Origin of the sequence: Kineococcus radiotolerans SRS30216 = ATCC BAA-149, from assembly GCF_000017305.1 — a bacterium.
In the GTDB taxonomy this organism is placed as follows: domain Bacteria; phylum Actinomycetota; class Actinomycetes; order Actinomycetales; family Kineococcaceae; genus Kineococcus; species Kineococcus radiotolerans.
In genome coordinates this window covers 3,069,284-3,084,919 of sequence record NC_009664.2, presented here as the reverse complement: position 1 = coordinate 3,084,919, position 15,636 = coordinate 3,069,284, and the positions used below count along the sequence as shown (strand labels likewise).

At 76.8% G+C, this 15,636-nt stretch carries 12 protein-coding genes; 8 read left to right on the top strand and 4 right to left on the bottom strand.

Translation table 11 applies throughout. The features are described 5' to 3' along the window. Positions 1 to 27: 27 nt before the first annotated feature. Positions 28 to 2,388, top strand: a complete 2,361-nt coding sequence (locus KRAD_RS14775; protein WP_012086432.1) for a glycoside hydrolase family 9 protein — start codon at positions 28 to 30, stop codon at positions 2,386 to 2,388. Positions 2,389 to 2,504: 116 nt separating this feature from the next. Here the strand turns inward: KRAD_RS14775 and KRAD_RS14770 are convergent, their stop codons facing one another. Next, positions 2,505 to 3,248, bottom strand: coding sequence for a DUF72 domain-containing protein (locus tag KRAD_RS14770; RefSeq protein WP_012086431.1), 744 nt, complete (start codon positions 3,246 to 3,248; stop codon positions 2,505 to 2,507). Positions 3,249 to 3,402: 154 nt separating this feature from the next. Between KRAD_RS14770 and KRAD_RS27590 the strand changes: the two genes are divergently transcribed. From KRAD_RS27590 to KRAD_RS14750, 4 genes are read left to right on the top strand one after another with little or no spacing between them, the layout of a single operon-like run. Next, a complete protein-coding gene (locus KRAD_RS27590) occupies positions 3,403 to 4,947 on the top strand; it encodes an ABC transporter transmembrane domain-containing protein (protein ID WP_012086430.1) in 1,545 nt (514 codons plus the stop codon). Continuing rightward, positions 4,944 to 6,830, top strand: a complete 1,887-nt coding sequence (locus tag KRAD_RS14760; RefSeq protein ID WP_012086429.1) for an ABC transporter ATP-binding protein — start codon at positions 4,944 to 4,946, stop codon at positions 6,828 to 6,830. Before KRAD_RS27590 ends, KRAD_RS14760 begins: the two co-directional genes overlap by 4 nt. Next, the gene (locus tag KRAD_RS14755; RefSeq protein WP_012086428.1) at positions 6,827 to 7,807 is read left to right on the top strand and encodes a serine hydrolase domain-containing protein; all 981 of its coding nucleotides are present in this window, start codon (positions 6,827 to 6,829) and stop codon (positions 7,805 to 7,807) included. The genes KRAD_RS14760 and KRAD_RS14755 overlap by 4 nt, the downstream gene beginning before the upstream one ends. A gap of 7 nt (positions 7,808 to 7,814) precedes the next feature. After that, complete coding sequence (locus KRAD_RS14750) at positions 7,815 to 9,191, top strand: AAA family ATPase (protein ID WP_012086427.1); 1,377 nt, start codon at positions 7,815 to 7,817, stop codon at positions 9,189 to 9,191. Positions 9,192 to 9,242: 51 nt separating this feature from the next. On the opposite strand, the gene KRAD_RS14745 is transcribed toward KRAD_RS14750, so the two are convergent. Both KRAD_RS14745 and KRAD_RS14740 read right to left on the bottom strand, forming a co-directional pair. Further along, on the bottom strand, positions 9,243 to 10,241 hold the full coding sequence (locus tag KRAD_RS14745; RefSeq protein ID WP_012086426.1) for a stage II sporulation protein M: 999 nt from the start codon (positions 10,239 to 10,241) through the stop codon (positions 9,243 to 9,245). A 64-nt stretch (positions 10,242 to 10,305) separates the two neighbouring features. Continuing rightward, complete coding sequence (locus KRAD_RS14740) at positions 10,306 to 11,202, bottom strand: alpha/beta hydrolase family protein (RefSeq protein WP_012086425.1); 897 nt, start codon at positions 11,200 to 11,202, stop codon at positions 10,306 to 10,308. Positions 11,203 to 11,406: 204 nt separating this feature from the next. On the opposite strand from KRAD_RS14740, the gene KRAD_RS14735 reads away from it, so the two are divergent. After that, positions 11,407 to 12,033 (top strand): TetR/AcrR family transcriptional regulator, encoded by a 627-nt coding sequence (locus KRAD_RS14735; RefSeq protein ID WP_012086424.1) that lies wholly within the window; start codon positions 11,407 to 11,409, stop codon positions 12,031 to 12,033. An 11-nt stretch (positions 12,034 to 12,044) separates the two neighbouring features. On the opposite strand, the gene KRAD_RS27585 is transcribed toward KRAD_RS14735, so the two are convergent. After that, on the bottom strand, positions 12,045 to 13,976 hold the full coding sequence (locus tag KRAD_RS27585) for a S9 family peptidase (RefSeq protein WP_012086423.1): 1,932 nt from the start codon (positions 13,974 to 13,976) through the stop codon (positions 12,045 to 12,047). Between the two features lie 105 nt (positions 13,977 to 14,081). Here KRAD_RS27585 and KRAD_RS14725 point away from each other — a divergent pair, with 105 nt between their 5' ends. Both KRAD_RS14725 and KRAD_RS14720 read left to right on the top strand, forming a co-directional pair. Continuing rightward, on the top strand, positions 14,082 to 14,675 hold the full coding sequence (locus tag KRAD_RS14725; protein WP_012086422.1) for a GrpB family protein: 594 nt from the start codon (positions 14,082 to 14,084) through the stop codon (positions 14,673 to 14,675). A gap of 68 nt (positions 14,676 to 14,743) precedes the next feature. Next, positions 14,744 to 15,562, top strand: coding sequence for an RDD family protein (locus KRAD_RS14720; RefSeq protein WP_012086421.1), 819 nt, complete (start codon positions 14,744 to 14,746; stop codon positions 15,560 to 15,562). Positions 15,563 to 15,636: the final 74 nt, after the last annotated feature.

Here is a 15,636-nt window from a genome sequence, read left to right as displayed (position 1 = left end):
CGCTCTCAACGAAGAGGAGACGCCCCCGTGCCTTCGCACCCCCGCAAGAGCCGTGCCCGCGCGCTGACCGCGGTCAGCGCGCTGCTCGTCCCCGCCAGCCTCCTGCTGACCCCCTCCGCGGCCCAGGCCGCCGACCAGATCACCAACGGGTCCTTCGACAACGGCACCACCGGCTGGCAGGTCTACCCCACCGCCTCCGTCCAGGACGGCGCCGGCTGCACCACCGTGCCGGCCTCCACCGGCGCCTACGGCGCGGCCATCCAGCAGGAGGTCCCGCTCACCGAGGGCGAGACCTACAAGCTCTCGTTCCGGGCCCGCACCACCCCGGCCACCACCGGGCCGGTGCGCGTGGTCGTCCAGGGCGGGGCGGACGTGAACTACCAGCAGTTCCTGCCCGCGGAGAAGCCCGCGTTCGAGAGCGCCTTCGGCACCTACGAGTACTACTTCACCGCCGACCGCGACTACCCCAACGCCCAGCTCGCGTTCCAGCAGGACGTCGTCAACCCCGTCGCCTACACCCTGTGCGTCGACGACGTGGTCCTGGAGGGCGGCGCCGAGCGCCCGCCGTACGTGCCCGAGACCGGCCCCCGGGTCCGGGTCAACCAGGAGGCGTACCTGCCGCAGGGACCCAAGGGCGCCACCCTGGTCACCGACTCCACCACCGCCCTGCCGTGGGAGCTGAAGAGCGCCGGCGGCACCGTCCTCGCCCGGGGCACCACCACCCCCCGCGGCGTCGACCCGAGCGCGGGCCTGAACGTCCACGTGATCGACTTCAGCGGCTACCAGCGGCGCAGCACCGACCTCGTGCTCACCGTCGACGGGGAGACCAGCCACCCCTTCGACATCGGCGAGGACGCCTACGAGCGCCTGCGCGACGACTCGATGACGTTCTTCTACACCAACCGCAGCGGAACCCCGATCTCCGACGAACTGGCCCCCGGCTACGGCCGCGCCGCCGGTCACGTGGGCGTCGCCCCCAACCTCGGCGACACCGCGGTGCCCTGCCAGAGCCTCGAGGACGACTCCCAGGAACTGCTGGTCAAGCAGGGCGACCAGCCCTTCACCTGCGACTACACCACCGACGTCACCGGCGGCTGGTACGACGCGGGCGACCACGGCAAGTACGTCGTCAACGGCGGCATCGCCGTGGGGCAGCTGCTGCAGCAGTACGAGCGCAGCCTCACCGCCCCCACCGCGGACCGCGGCGCCCTCGCCGACGGGACCCTGAGCATCCCCGAGTCCGGGAACCGCGTGCCCGACGTCCTGGACGAGGCGCGCTGGGAACTGGAGTGGTTCCTCAAGATGCAGGTCCAGCCGGGCCGCCCCTACGCCGGGATGGTCTTCCACAAGGTCGCCGACGTCGACTGGACGGGCCTGCCGCAGGACCCGGCCACCGACCCGCAGCCGCGGGTCCTGTACCGCCCCTCCACGGCGGCGACCCTGAACGTGGCCGCCACCGCCGCGCAGGGCGCGCGCCTGTTCGCCCGCTACGACCGGGCGTTCTCCCAGCGCCTGCTCGCCACCGCGCGCACGGCCTACGCCGCCGCGCAGGCGAACCCGGCCGTGTACGCCCCGGCGCCGGACGCGGCCCTCGACCCGAACCCGGGCAGCGGCCCCTACGACGACCGCGACGTGTCCGACGAGTTCTACTGGGCCGCCGCCGAGCTGTACCTGACCACCGGTGAGCCGCAGTTCCGCAAGGACGTCCTGGGTTCCCCCGTCCACACCGCCGACGTGTTCCCCGCCGGTGGTTTCGACTGGGGCCACGTCGGGGCGCTGGCCCGCCTCGACCTGGCCACCGTGCCCAGCGAGCTGAACCAGCGCGAGCGGCGCGCCGTGCGGCGCTCGGTGACCGAGGCCGCCGACCGCCTGCTCATCGACCAGGCCGGCCAGCCGTTCGGGCAGCCCTACGCCCCCGAGGGCGGGCAGTACGCGTGGGGTTCGAACTCGGGGATCCTCGCCAACCTGCAGGTCCTGGGCACCGCCTTCGACCTCACCGGTGACGACGCCTACCGCGACGGGGTGGTCCGCGGCATGGACTACCTGCTCGGGCGGAACGCGCTGAACAACTCCTACATCACCGGCTACGGCGACGTGTTCTCGAAGAACCAGCACTCGCGGATGTACGCCAACCAGCTCGACCCCTCCCTGCCCAACCCCCCGGCGGGCACGGTGGCCGGCGGCCCGTACTCCCCCACCGCCACCAGCGGTGACCCGATCACGGCCCCGCTGTTCCCCGAGGGCTGCGCGGCGCAGTTCTGCTACGTGGACGACATCGGGTCGTGGTCGACCAACGAGATCACGGTCAACTGGAACGCCCCGCTGGCCTGGGTGGCGTCCTTCGTCGCCGACCAGGACGGCGGTCGCGACGAGCGTCAGCGACGCTGACCCCGGGAACCCCGCCCCGTCGGCGAGCCCCCGTCCCGGCACCCGCCGGGGCGGGGGCTCGCCCTCGTCGGTGGCGGTGACCCGCCGCGGGGGGACGGGGGGGCCGGGGTCTCGCGTCACGACCCCCCGGACCGGTGGCCCAGGGCCGCGATGAGCCCCCGCGCGTCGCGCACCGCGTTGCCGCCGCCGTCGTTGTTGAAGTAGGCGTGGACCTCGATCCCGCCCGCCTCCCACTCGAGCATCCGGTCCGCCCACCACGCCAGGTCCGCCCCCGAGTACGACCCCGCGTAGAGGTGGTCGTGGTCGGGGCCGTGCAGGCGCACGTACGCGAACGGCGCCGTCACCCGCAGCACGCAGGGCAGGTGCGCGCCGCTCATCACGCAGTAGCCGACGCCGCGCTCGGCGAGCAGGGCGAACACCGCCTCCTCGTGCCAGCTCGGGTGCCGGAACTCCACCGCCACCCGCATCCACGGCGGGAGGCGGTCCAGGAAGGAGCGCAGGCGGTCGTCGTCGCGGGCGTGGTCGGGACGCAGCTGCACCAGCAGCACCGCCCGCCGGGGACCCAGCTCGTGCCAGGAGGCGGACATCCGCTGCGCCCACGCCTCCGGGGCCTGGAGCCGCTTGGCGTGGGTGAGCCCCCTCGGCGCCTTGACCGAGAGGGCGAACCCCTCGGGCAGCCGGCGCCGCCACGAGGCGAACGAGGCGTCGCGGGGCCAGCGGTAGAAGCTGGCGTTCAGCTCCACGGTGGGGAACTCGCGCACGTAGAGGGCCAGCCGGTCGCGGGCGGGCGTGCCGGGCGGGTAGAGCACGCCCTCCCAGTGGTCGTAGCTCCACCCGGAGGTGCCGACGCGGATGGTCACCCCGGCCCCCGTCCCGTCCCCGCGGGCACCGAGCGCGCCGCGGCGGTCGCACCCTACGGCCCCGCACCGGGGCCCGCGATCGCCCGGGCGCGGGACCCGGCCCGCCCGCTCGTCCACCCGGGGGCGGGAGCGGGGTCGCATAGGCTCCTCCGACGTGTCCTCCCGCCCCGTCGCCGACGTCCTGCGGCGCCACCCCCGCGCGGCCGCCGTCGGCTGCGGGTCCTCGATGCTGCACCAGACCTGCGAGGCCCTCGTGCCCGTCGCCATCGGCGCCGTGGTCGACGGGGCCGTGCGCACCGGGGACACCCCCGCGATCGTCGTCTCCGTCCTGGCGGTGCTCGCGCTGTTCACCGTCCTCGCCACCGCGGGGGCCTTCGCGTTCTGGACGATCGACAAGGCGCAGTTCGCCGAGGCGCACTTCCTGCGCACCGCCGTGGCCCGCGCGGTGCTGCGCGACCCGGCGGTGCTGCGCGACCGGCAGGTCGGGGAGGCGCTGTCGGTGGCGACCTCGGACACCCGCCACGCCGCGGAGGCCCTGGGCCTGCTGAGCTTCGGGGTCTCGGGCTGCTTCGGGATGCTCGTCGCGGCCGTCGTGCTGCTGCGCATCGACGTGGCGCTCGGGCTCGGCCTGCTGCTCTGCGTCCCCGTCCTGGTCCTGGGGCTGCAGGCCCTCGCCCCCCGCCTGGAGGCGCGGATGCACACCCGCCAGCGCAGCGCCGGCCTCGCCGCCGCCGTCGCCGCCGACCTGCTCGCCGGGCTGCGGCCGCTGCGCGGCTTCGGCGGGGTCCCCGAGGCCGTGCGCCGCTACCGCTCCGCGAGCCGCACCTCCCGGCGGGCCGCGGTCCAGGCGGCCGGGGCGACCTCCGTCGTCGTCGGCGTCAGCACCCTGGCCACCGGCGCGGTCCTCGTCGCCACCGCGGCCGTCGCGGGCGCCTTCGTGCAGCAGGGGCGCCTGAGCGTCGGCGAGTTCGTCACCGTCGTCGGGATGGCCAGCTTCCTGGCCGACCCCGTGCGCAACGTCAGCCAGTGCGTCCAGCAGCTGGCGGTGTCGCGGGCCAGCGCGCGCCGCGTCGCGGAGGTCCTGGAGACCCCCGCCGCCCCGGCCGCGGCGGTGCCCGCGCCGCCGGTGCGGGCGGTGGCCGGGGAGGTGCTGGGGGTGGTGACGACGGACACCGCCACCGCCGACGCCGTCACGGCCGCGTTCGCGTTCGCCGGCGGCGCGGACGGGAGCGGCGGGGTCCTCGTCGAGCCGGCCGAGACGCACCTGCTCGGCGACACCCTCGCCGACGCCCTCGACACCGGCCCCGCCCCGGCCGGGCGCGGGATCGCCCTGGCCGACGCCCTGCGCGCCGCGACCGCCCCCGAGGACCTCACCACCCCCCTCGCCGACGGCGGCGCCAACTACTCCGGCGGCCAGCGCCAGCGCATCGGCCTGGCCCGGGCGCTGGCCGCCGACCGCGAGCTGCTGGTGCTGCGCGACCCCACGACGGCCCTGGACGCCGTCACCGAGGACCGCGTCGCCGCCGGCCTGCGCGCGGTGCGGGCCGGGACCGGCACGACGGTCCTGATCACCACCTCCCCGCTGCTGCTGGCCCGCTGCGACCGGGTGGTGCTCCTCGACGGGGACGGCCGGCACCGCACCGGCCGCCACGCCGACCTGCTCGCCGACCCCGGCTACGCCGCGGCGGTGGCCCGGTGAGCGCCCCGGCGGGGACCACCACGGGGCCCGGGACGGGGGACGGGGCGGGGACCCCGGCGGGGGACGGCGGGCAGCGCGCGCTGCCCGTGGCCACCGGCCGCCGAAGCGCGGCCGTGCTGGCCCGCACCGCCACCGCCCACCCCGGGGAGCTCGCCGCGGCCCTGGTGACGACGGCGCTGGCCAGCGCGGGCACCGTGGCCCTGCCCCTGCTGCTGGGCCGCGCCGTCGACGTCGTGCGGGCGGGGACGTCCCTCACCCCCGTCCTGGTGCTGCTGGCGCTGGTCGCGGTCGCGACGGCGGTGGCGAGCGCGCTGGCCCGCCGCGACGCCGAGCGCCTCGGGGCGAGCATCGCCGCCGACCTGCGCGAGCGGGTCGTGGAGCGCTCGCTGCGCATGTCGCCGCGGGTCCTGGAACGGGCCGGGTCCGGGGACGTGGCCTCCCGCGTCACCGAGGACGTGGAGCTGTTCACCTCCTCGGTGCAGCTGGGCGCCACCGTCCTCACCTCCGCCCTGACCGTCGTGCTGTCGGCGGCGGGCTTCGTCTCCCTGGACTGGCGCCTGGCCCTGGCCTTCTGCACCGTCTTCCCCGTCTACGCGCTGAGCCTGCGCGGGTACCTGCCGAGGTCGGGGCCGCTGTACGCGGCCGAGCGGGCCGTCGCGGCGCGGCGCTCGCAGGTGGTGCTGCAGTCCTTCCACGGCGCCTCCACCGTCCACGCCTACGGGATGGCCGCGCTGCAGGGCCGGCGCGTGGAGGTCGCCTCCGAGCGGACGATCGGGGCGTCGCTGGCGGCGCTGCGGACCTTCGCGCGGCTGGCGGTGTCGATGAACGGCGCCGAGGCGGTCGGGCTGTCGAGCCTGCTGCTCACCGGGTTCCTCCTGGTCCGCGGCGGGGACGTCAGCGTCGGGGACGTGACGGCCGCGGCGCTGCTGTTCCACCGGCTGTTCGGGCCGCTCGGCGCGCTGCTGCTGAGCTTCGACGAGGTGCAGCGCGCCGCCGCCGCGCTGGGCCGGCTCGTCGGGGTCGTGGACCTGCCGGACGCACCGGACGCGGACCCGGGGGCGCTGGAGCGCGCGCCCCGCCGCGCGGTGGCGCTGCGGGTGCGCGGGGTGTCGCACGCCTACGCCGACCCCTCCCCGGGCGAGGACCCCGACCTGGTCCTGCGCGCGGTGGACCTCGACGTGCCCGCGGGGACGTCGCTGGCCGTCGTCGGCGGCAGCGGGGCGGGCAAGACGACGCTGGCCGCGATCGTCGGCGGGGTCTTCCCCCCCACCGCCGGCCGCGTCGAGCTGGTCGGGGCGCAGGGCGCGGTGGACCTCGCCGACCTGGACGCCGCCGCCGTGCGCGAGCGCATCGGGGTCATCGCCCAGGAGTCCCACGTGTTCACCGGCACCCTGCGCGAGGACCTCACCCTGGCCCGCCCCGACGCCACCGACGAGGACCTGCACCGGGCGCTGGGCGTGGTCGGGGCCGACGACTGGGTGAGCGCCCTGCCCGAGGGCCTGGGCACCCGGGTCGGGCCGGGGGAGCTCCCGCTGTCCCCGGCGCGGCGCCAGCAGCTGGCCCTGGCCCGGGTCGTGCTGCGCGACCCGCCCGTGGTCGTGCTGGACGAGGCGACCGCCGAGGCCGGCAGCGCGGGGGCCCGCGACCTGGAGCAGGCGGCGCTCGCCGTCGTGGCGGGGCGGACGGCGCTGGTGGTGGCGCACCGGCTGAGCCAGGCCGCGGTGTGCGACGCCATCGCGGTCGTGGAGGCCGGGGAGGTCGTCGAGCTCGGCAGCCACGCGGACCTGCTGGCGCGCGGGGGCCGCTACGCCCGGTTGTGGAGCACCTGGTCGCACCCCGGCCGGCCGGCCGGGACGGTCCCCGGCGCGGTCGCCGAGCCGTGAGCGGCGGCAGCGGGGGCCCGGGCGACCTGGATGACCCGGGCGCGCCGCTGCGGGCCGCGTTGCGCGCCGGGGTGCGGGCCGGGTCGTTCCCCGGGGCGAGCGCGGTGTCCTCCGCCGCCGACGGCACCGTGCGGCGGGCCGTGGCGGGGACCCTCGCCCCCGGCGACCCGGACCCGGTGACGCCGGGGACCCGCGCCGACCTCGGCGCGGTGACGGAGGTGTTCACCGCGGTGGTCGTCCACGCCCTGGCCGAGGTGGGGGCGGTGGACCTGGACCGCCCGACCGGGCGGGGGTTCACCCTGGCCCAGCTGCTGGCCCACACCTCCGGCCTGCCCGCGGACTCCGACGCCCGGCACCGCGGGGACCTGCGTCCCGCGCAGCGGTTGCAGCGGGTGCTGGACGCACCGCTGGAGTCCGCGCCCGGGACGGTGACCCGCCCCTCGCGGGTGGGGTACGTGGTCGCGGGGCACCTCGTGGAGGAGGCCACCGGGCAGGGGCTGGACGCCCTGGTCGAGGAGTTCGTCACCGCTCCCCTGGGCCTGCGCGGCCCGGTGTTCGGGACGGCCGGCGCGCCGGTGGCCGGCCCGGTCCTGGCGACCGGGGGCGGGACCGCCCGCGGGGTGGTGCACGACGGGCTGGCCGCCTCGCTGCGCCGCCCGGCCGGGAACGCGGGGTTGTTCGGGACGGCCGAGGAGGTCCACGCCCTGGGCCGGGCGCTGCTGGAGGGCACCCTGCTGCCGCCCGCCGCGTGGGCGCGGGTGCGCCGCGGGGAGGGGTTGCCGGTCGGGGACCCGACGTGGATGCCCGCCCCGGACTCCTCGGGACGCAGCGGGTCCACCGGAGCCTCGCTGCTGCTGGACCCGCGGTCGGGCTCCTGCCTGGTGCTGCTGACCGGCGGCGTCCACCTCGACCGGTCCCGCGGGAACCTCACCGGTTTCCGGAAGTCGCTGGCCGCGGGGTTCACCGCACGGCCATGATCGCGGCGTGGACGCCGAGACCCGTGACCTGGCCCGCTCGATCCGCCGCTTCCTCGACGACGTCGTGCACTCCCAGCGCGTCGACGCCGACGACTCCCGCCCCTCGGTCGGGGACGTCGTCGGCGCCTTCCTGGGGGTGGCGGCGCGGGAGGTGCCGGTGGTGCGCGAGGAGGTTCCCGAGCACCAGTACGTCGACCTCGACCTCGCCCTGACCCTGCTGGCCGAGCACGGCGGCGGCGAGGAGGTCGTCGGCGTGGGCGGCGGGGACCAGCGCCACCACCAGAGCTTCTCCGACCTCCTCTCCGAGCAGTTCGGCCGGTTCGGGACCGGGGCAGTGGACCGGGTGAACCTGCCGACCGGCCCGGACACCACCCGACGCGCCGTCGGCCTGGGCGTGCGGATGCTGCGGTTCGAGGGCCACCCGGTCGCGGTGCTGCAGCGTGCGGCGCAGCGCCACAGCGGGCATCCCGCCGGGTTCGAGGTCGCCTGCCCCGAGGAGGACGTCGTCCCGCGGTTCATCGCCGAGGTGCGCCGGACGATGCTCGAGCGCAGCGTGCTGCGCGGGCAGGTGCTGTCGTTCTCCGGGTCGCCCTACGAGCCCCACAACGCCGGGATCACCTTCCTGCACCGGCCGGAGGTGAGCGCGGAGGACGTCGTCCTGCCCGACGGCGCGCTGGAGCGCATCGCCCGCCACGTCGTCGGGGTGGGCGCCCACGCGCAGCGGCTGGCGCGGGCCGGGCAGCACCTCAAGCGCGGGGTCCTGCTCTACGGCCCGCCCGGAACGGGCAAGACCCTGACCGTGCGCCACCTCGTCTCCCGCGCCCGGGACAGCACCGTGGTGCTGCTCTCCGGGCAGTCGCTGGCCCTGGTCACGACGGCCGCGCACCTGGCCCGAGCGATGCAGCCCGCGATCGTCGTCCTGGAGGACTGCGACCTCGTCGCCGAGGACCGCGGCCAGTCCCCCGGCGAACGGCCCCTGCTGTTCGAGCTGCTGGACGCCATGGACGGCCTCGACGGCGACGCCGACGTCGCCTTCCTGCTGACCACGAACCGCGCCGACCTGCTGGAGCGGGCCCTGGCCCAGCGCCCGGGCCGGGTCGACCTGGCCGTGGAGGTCCCGCTGCCCGACGAGGCCGCGCGCCACGCCCTGTTCCGGCTCTACGCGCGCGGTCTCGGGGTCTCCGACGAGGTGCTGCGCGAGGCCGCCGCCCGGTCCGCCGGGGTCACCGCGAGCTTCGCGCGGGAGCTGCTGCGCCGGGCCGTGCTGGTGGGCGCCGAGGCCGGTCACGAGGTCCGCGACGGGGACGTGCGCACCGCCTTGGAGGAACTGCTCTCCGACGCCGAGGCGCTGACCCGCAGCCTGCTGGGCAGCGGCGGGTCCTGAGCCCGGGCCCCTCGGTGCCGGGCGGACGGGACGCCCCGGGTGGGCGTTCGCTCAGCCGCTGACGGGGGCGGTGTCGCCGGCGAACCTCTCCTCGAGGTCGCCGGTCTCCCCCGCCCGCGCCGCGGGCCGGCCCAGGACGAGGACGTAGGTGAGGAACGCGACCTCGGCCAGGGCCCCGATGCCGATGCGCGCCCACGTCGGCAACCCCGAGGGGGTGACGAAACCCTCGATGACCCCGGAGACGAAGAGCACGACGACGAGGCCGAGGGCGACGCCCATCATCGCCCGGCCCTCGGTCGCGAGGGCCTGCGCGCGGCTGCGCGCCCCCGGTGACACCCACGCCCAGAACAGCTTCGTCCCGGCGCCGGCGGCGACGAAGACGGCCGTGAGCTCGAGCAGGCCGTGGGGCAGGATAAGGCCGAAGAACAGCTCCCCGCGGTCGTTGTCGATGAGCAGCCCGCCCTGCAGGCCCACGTTGACCGCGTTGGTGGTGAGGGCCACCAGCACGAAGACCCCGGTGATGCCCAGGGCGATGCACGTCGCGGCGACCATCGCGTTGTTCGTCCAGACCCGCCCGGCGAAGGACGCGTGCCCGTACTCGGAGTAGTACCCGGCGAAGTCGGACTCCACGAGCCGGCGGACCTCCTCGTCGGAGCCGAAGAGGCTGGCCTGGGCGGCGGGGTCGCCGGCCATCCAGGCCCCGGCGACCACGGCGAGCAGAATTGTGTAGGCGGCGGCGCCCGTCGTCCACCACCGCACCCGCCACAGCGCCGCGGGCAGCCCGCGGGTGGTGAAGTGCACGACCTGGCGCCACGCGGTGTAGCGGGAACCGGTGAGCCGGGCGCGGGCGCGGACCAGCGCGGTGGACAGCTCGTCGAGCAGGACCGGTTCGGACTGCGCCGAGCGCAGCGAGGACAGGTGGGTGGCCGTCCGCTGGTAGAGGACGACGAGCTCGTCGGCCTCCTGGCCGGTGAGGTGGCGCTGGCCGACGAGACGGCGCAGGCGCGACCACTCGTGCTCGTGCACCGCTCGGAAGGCGTCGACGTCCACGGGTTCAGGCTAGTGGCCGGCGCGGGCGGGGTGCCCTCCCCGCCCGCGCCGGGCCGTCAGCGGATCAGCAGTTGGTGCTGCGGTACTCGCTGATCGCCAGGCTCGTGCCCGGGGCCGGGCAGAGGAACTGGGTGTACCGGGTGTCGTCGTCGACGTAGCGCTTGAGCCAGCTGATGCTGTACTTCGCGATCGTCGTGTTCGCGCTGTTCGGCGCGAAGTGGCTGGCGCCGCGCAGCTCCAGGTAGGCCTTGTCGGTGGCGGTGGGGATGGAGCCGTAGAACGGTTCGGAGTGCGAGGCGACCGGCGCGGTGGAGTCGTTCTCCGCACCGACGATCAGCGTGGGGGTGCTGATCTCCGGCCAGGTCTTGTCCAGGTTCCAGGGCGTCAGCGGGATGGCGGCCTTGATGGCCGGGTTGTCCTTGACGGCCTCGAGGGTGCCGCCGCCGCCCATGGAGTGGCCCATGACGGCCAGGCGGCTCGCGTCGACGCGGGTGCGGACGGTGCTGCGCTGGGTCAGGTACGTCAGCGCGGCCTGGAGCTGGTCACCGCGGGAGGCGGGCTGGTCGTAGCGGCCCTCGGTGTCGATGGTGAACACCACGAAGCCCTGGGAGGCCAGGCGGGGTCCGTACCAGGCCATGCTCGACTGGCTGGCGGTGTAGCCGGGGGCGATCACCACGGCGCCGAAGGTGCCGGAGGTGGTGGAGGTCGGGTAGTAGATCGTGCCGCCGCCGAAGCCGGTGGCGGCGAAGTTCGACACGGTCGTGGTGGAGACCGCGAAGGAACCGCGCGTCGCCTCCACCGAGGTGTTCGTGGGCGCCGGACCGCGCTCGTAGGGGTTGGTGGCGGCCTCGGCCGGGGCGACGCCGACGAGGAGGGGCAGGGCGACGGCGCTGGCGGCCAGCGAGGCGCGGAACCCGCGGGCGGAACGGCGCCGGGACGGGCGCACGAGGGTGTTCGGCATCGAACGGCTCTCCGGGGGACGTGGTGCTGCGACGGGGGGACGCCGGTGGACGACCCGGGCGCGCGGGGCCCCCCGCGTTCCGCGTCTGGCCCCGCCCGGGAACCTCGACCCCTGGCGTGGGCGACAAGGTAGCGATGGACTGACCGAGTGGTCAAGCAATCTCGGGGAACCCCCGGCGGCGCCTCCCGCGGTTACCCTCGCGCCGTGGGGAGCGCGGGGGACGAGGAACCGGAACGGGTGGACGGACGGCGGTTGCGCTACCGCCACCGCCGCGAGGAGCTGCTGCAGGCCGCCACCGAGCACGCCCTCGAGCACGGCCCGGCCCGGCTGTCCCTGCGCCGCATCGCCGACAGCGCCGGGGTCGGCCACGCCGCGCTGCTGCACCACTTCGGCACCCGGGAGAAGCTCGTCGCCGAGATCGTCGAACGCGTCCTGGACCGGACCTTCACCGGGCCGAGGGTGCTCGCGAACGAGCAGCGCACCGGGACCGAAGGCGGCCCGCTGCGCGCGCTGTGGCAGCAGGCCACCACCGGCAGCGGTGAGGCGCACGTGCGGCTGTTCCTGGCCATCACCGGGAACGCCCTGCACGACGAGGCGCTGGCCGCGGCGGTGCGCCGCTCGCTGCACCGGCGCACCGGGCTCTTGGAGGCCGCCCTGGTGCGCGCCGGCTGCCCGCCGCCGGAGGCGGGGGCGCTGGCGACGCTGGTGCTGGGCACCCTGCGCGGCCTGGTGCTGGACCGGCTCCTCACCGGCGACACCGCGCGGGTCGACGCGGCGTTCGAGGTGTTCGCGCTCGGCCTCGACCGGCGGCGCGAGAGCTGGGGGGGCTGACCCGGCGGGAGTCAGCCGTCGAGGTGCAGCCGCGGGACCCCCGGCGGGTCGAAGCCCCACACCTGCCCGTAGAAGGACAGCTCGGCCTCCAGGGCGGCGGCGACGTTCTCGGCCCGCCGGAACCCGTGCTGCTCGCCGGGGAAGACGACCAGCGCGTGCGGCAACCCCTTGCGGTGCAGGGCCGCCGCGAACGCCTCGGCCTGCGAGCGCGGCACCACCGGGTCGTCGGCGCCCTGCAGCAGCAGGACCGGGCAGGACAGGCCGTCGACGTGGGACAGCGGCGCGCGCTCCACGTAGACGTCCTCGGCCGCGGGCAGCGGACCGACGAGGGAGTCCAGGTAGCGGGACTCGAAGTCGTGGGTCTCGGCGGCCAGCGCCCGCAGGTCGGCCACGCCGTAGTACGAGGTCCCCGCCGAGAACGCGTCGGTGCCGGTGAGCGCGGCGAGGACGGTGAAACCCCCCGCGCTGCCGCCGCGGATCCCGACCCGGCCGGGCGGGGCGAGACCCTCCTCGACCAGCCAGCGGGCCACAGCGGTGCAGTCCTCCACGTCGACGACCCCCCAGTTCCCGTCCAGGGCCTCGCGGTAGGCGCGGCCGTAACCGGTGGACCCGCCGTACTGGACGTCGACGACGCCGATGCCGCGGGAGGTGAAGAACGCGACCTCCGGGGAGTACGCGGCCTGCGACTGCGCGGTCGGGCCGCCGTGCACGAACAGGACGTGCGGGGCGGCCCCGGCGTCGGGGTGGTCGGGGTGGGTCGGCGGGTAGCGGTGGGCGTGGACGGTGCGCCCGCCGGCGCTGGGCAGGGAGAGGGGCTGCGGCACCGGCAGGTGCGCGGGGTCCGGGGCCGCCGCGGAGACGCGGACGACGTCGACGGCGGGGGCGGTGGGGTCGGCGGGGTCGGCGGGGTCGACGACGACGACGGCGGCGGGGGCGGTGGGGGACGCGGCCACGGCGACGACGCGGCCTCCCCCGCCGGCCAGCACCGGCGCGTAGGCCGTGAACGGCAGGTCGAGCGCCTCGACGCGGCCGCCGGCGCGGTGGACCACGTCGAGGCGGTAGCCGACGTCGGCGGCGTGGACCAGCGCGACCCGGTCGGCGTCCAGCGCCGCCCAGGACGTCGTCGCGAACACCCACGGCGGGAACCCCTGGTCGGCGGCCTCGGCCAGCAGCGGGCGCAACCCGCCGTCGGGGCCCACCTCGTGCAGGTTCCACCAGCCGCTGCGGTCGCTGACGACGAGGACGGTGCCGTCGGGCGCGAACCCCGGGTGCACCAGCGACTCGCGCCGGTCCCGCCCCGCCAGGACCCGCACGTCGGACAGCTGCCCCGCCGCGACGTCCAGGCGCGCCTCCCAGAGCAGGGTCGACTGCCAGGGCATGTCCGGGTGCTCCCAGCTGGTCCAGACCAGCCGGGAGCCGTCCGGGGAGACGCGCGGCGCGGCCAGGAACCGCGGGCCCTCGAACAACTCCCGCGGGCCGGACCCGTCGAGGGGGACGTGCACCAGCGAGCGGCGCGGAACCCCCTCGCGCACGTCCTCGGCCACCAGGACGATCCCGTCGCCGGCCTGGTCGGGGTCGGCGTAGCGGACGCCGTCGGCGGGGGTCAGCGGCCGCGGCGGGCGCCCCGCCGCGGCGTGGAACCAGCGCTGGTCGCTCGCCGAGGCCAGCACCGCCCCGGTCTCCCCCCGCGCGTCGCGGACCAGGCCCCAGGCCCCGCCGCCGTACTCGTGCACGCGCGTGCGGGCGTCGAGGCCGGGGGCGGCCTCCACGACCCGGCCGTCGGGCTCGCGCCGCAGGACCGCCACCCGGCCCCCCTCGGCGGGGCGGCCCTCGGACCACCAGGCCCGGCCCGCGGCGTCGAGGGCGACGCCGCTCAGGCGCAGGCCCGTCGAGGCGACGGCGGCGGCGGTGAGGGGTGAGCGCCAGGCCCCGTGCTCGTCCATCCCGGCATCGTCCACCCGGCCGCGGCCCCCCGGGCACCCGGGGGCGGGCGGAGCCGCGGCGGCGGGTCGCGGCGGGGGCCCCCGCCGCGCCGGTACCGTCCGGGGGTGCCTGGACCCGCGGTGCTGCACCCCTACGACCCCGCCTGGCCCGGACGGGCGGCCGAGCTGCTCGCCGCGGTGCGGCGGGCGCTGGAGCCGCTGGGGGTGGCCGAGTCCCACGACCACATCGGTTCCACCTCGGTGCCCGGGCTGCGGGCCAAGGCCTACGTCGACCTGCAGGTCCGCGTCCGCGAGCTGCCGCGGCCCGAAGTGCTGGACCGGGCGCTGGCCCCGGCCGGCTTCGTCCCCACCACCGGGTCGCGCCCGGACTCCCCGGGGGTCCACCGCGACATCCCGCGCGGGAGCGAGGTCGTGCCGGAGGAGGTGTGGCGCAAGCGGCTGTTCGTCCACGACCTCGACGGGCCGGGGGCGTCGATCCTGCACGTCCGCCTGAGCGCCTCGCCGTGGGGCCGGTACACCGTGTGGTTCCGCGACTGGCTGCGCGCGCACCCCGAGGCCCGGGACCGCTACGCCGCGTTCAAGACCGCCACCGCCGCCGCCCACGCCGGGGACGCCGACTACGACGGCTACACGCTGGCCAAGACGGCGTTCTTCGACGAGGTGCAGGAGGAGTTCGAGGCGTGGGGGCGCCGGGCCTGAGACCACCGCGCCCGGCTCGCGCCGGTGGGCCCGGGCCGCGGCACCCGCACCCTGGGTACGGTGGCGGGGTGAGCGCTGCTGGCCCGGTCGGTGAGCCCGTCGGGGAGATCGTCACCGGCGAGGCCGTGGTGCTGGGGCTGCGGGCCGCGTCGTTCGCCTCCCGCATGCTGGCCGCGCTGCTGGACGCCGTGATCGTCGGCGTCGTGTTCGCCGCGCTGCTCTGGGGCACCTCGGTGCTGCTGTCGGAGACCGACGAGGCGGCGTACGCGGCGATCACCCTCGCCGAGAGCGCGCTGTGCCTGATCGGCATCCCCGTCGCGGTGGAGACCGCCACCCGCGGGCGGACGGTCGGCAAGCTCGTCCTGGGGGTGCGCGTCGTCCGCGACGACGGGGGCCCGGTCCGGTTCCGGCACTGCCTGGTCCGCGCCGTCGTGGGCCTGTTCGAGCTGTGGGGGCTGGCGGGCAGCCCCGCGATCATCTCGGCCCTGGTCACCCGTCGCGGCAAGCGGGTCGGCGACCTGCTGGCCGGGACCTACGTCGTGCGCGAGCGCACCGCGGCCCGGCACGTGCCGCTGCCGCCGATGCCCCCGGAACTGGCCGGCTGGGCGCGCACCGCCGACATCGGGCGGCTCCCGCTGCCCGTGGTGACCGCCGCCCGCCAGTTCCTGGCCCGCACCGCGACGCTGAACCCGGCCTCGCGCACGGCGCTGGGCGTGGAGCTGGCCGACGCGCTGCTGCTGCACGTCTCCCCCGCCCCGCCGGCCGGCACCGACCCCGAGCGGTTCCTCGTCGCCGTCCTCGTCGAGCGCCGCGACCGCGAACTGGTGCGGATGCAGCGGCGCGAGGCCCGCACCCGCGACCTGGAACGCTCGATCGGCCGGGGCTGACCGGGGAGCCCGGACGCGACAGGACCCCGCCGGGCGCCCGTGGCGTCCGGCGGGGTCCCCGCCGAGGAGCTGCG

Bases quoted from the DNA above. Each gene is read 5' to 3' on its own strand.
- KRAD_RS14740 (WP_012086425.1), bottom strand. From the start codon at position 11,202: ATGCCGAACACCCTCGTGCGCCCGTCCCGGCGCCGTTCCGCCCGCGGG.
- KRAD_RS27585 (WP_012086423.1), bottom strand. From the start codon at position 13,976: ATGGACGAGCACGGGGCCTGGCGCTCACCCCTCACCGCCGCCGCCGTC.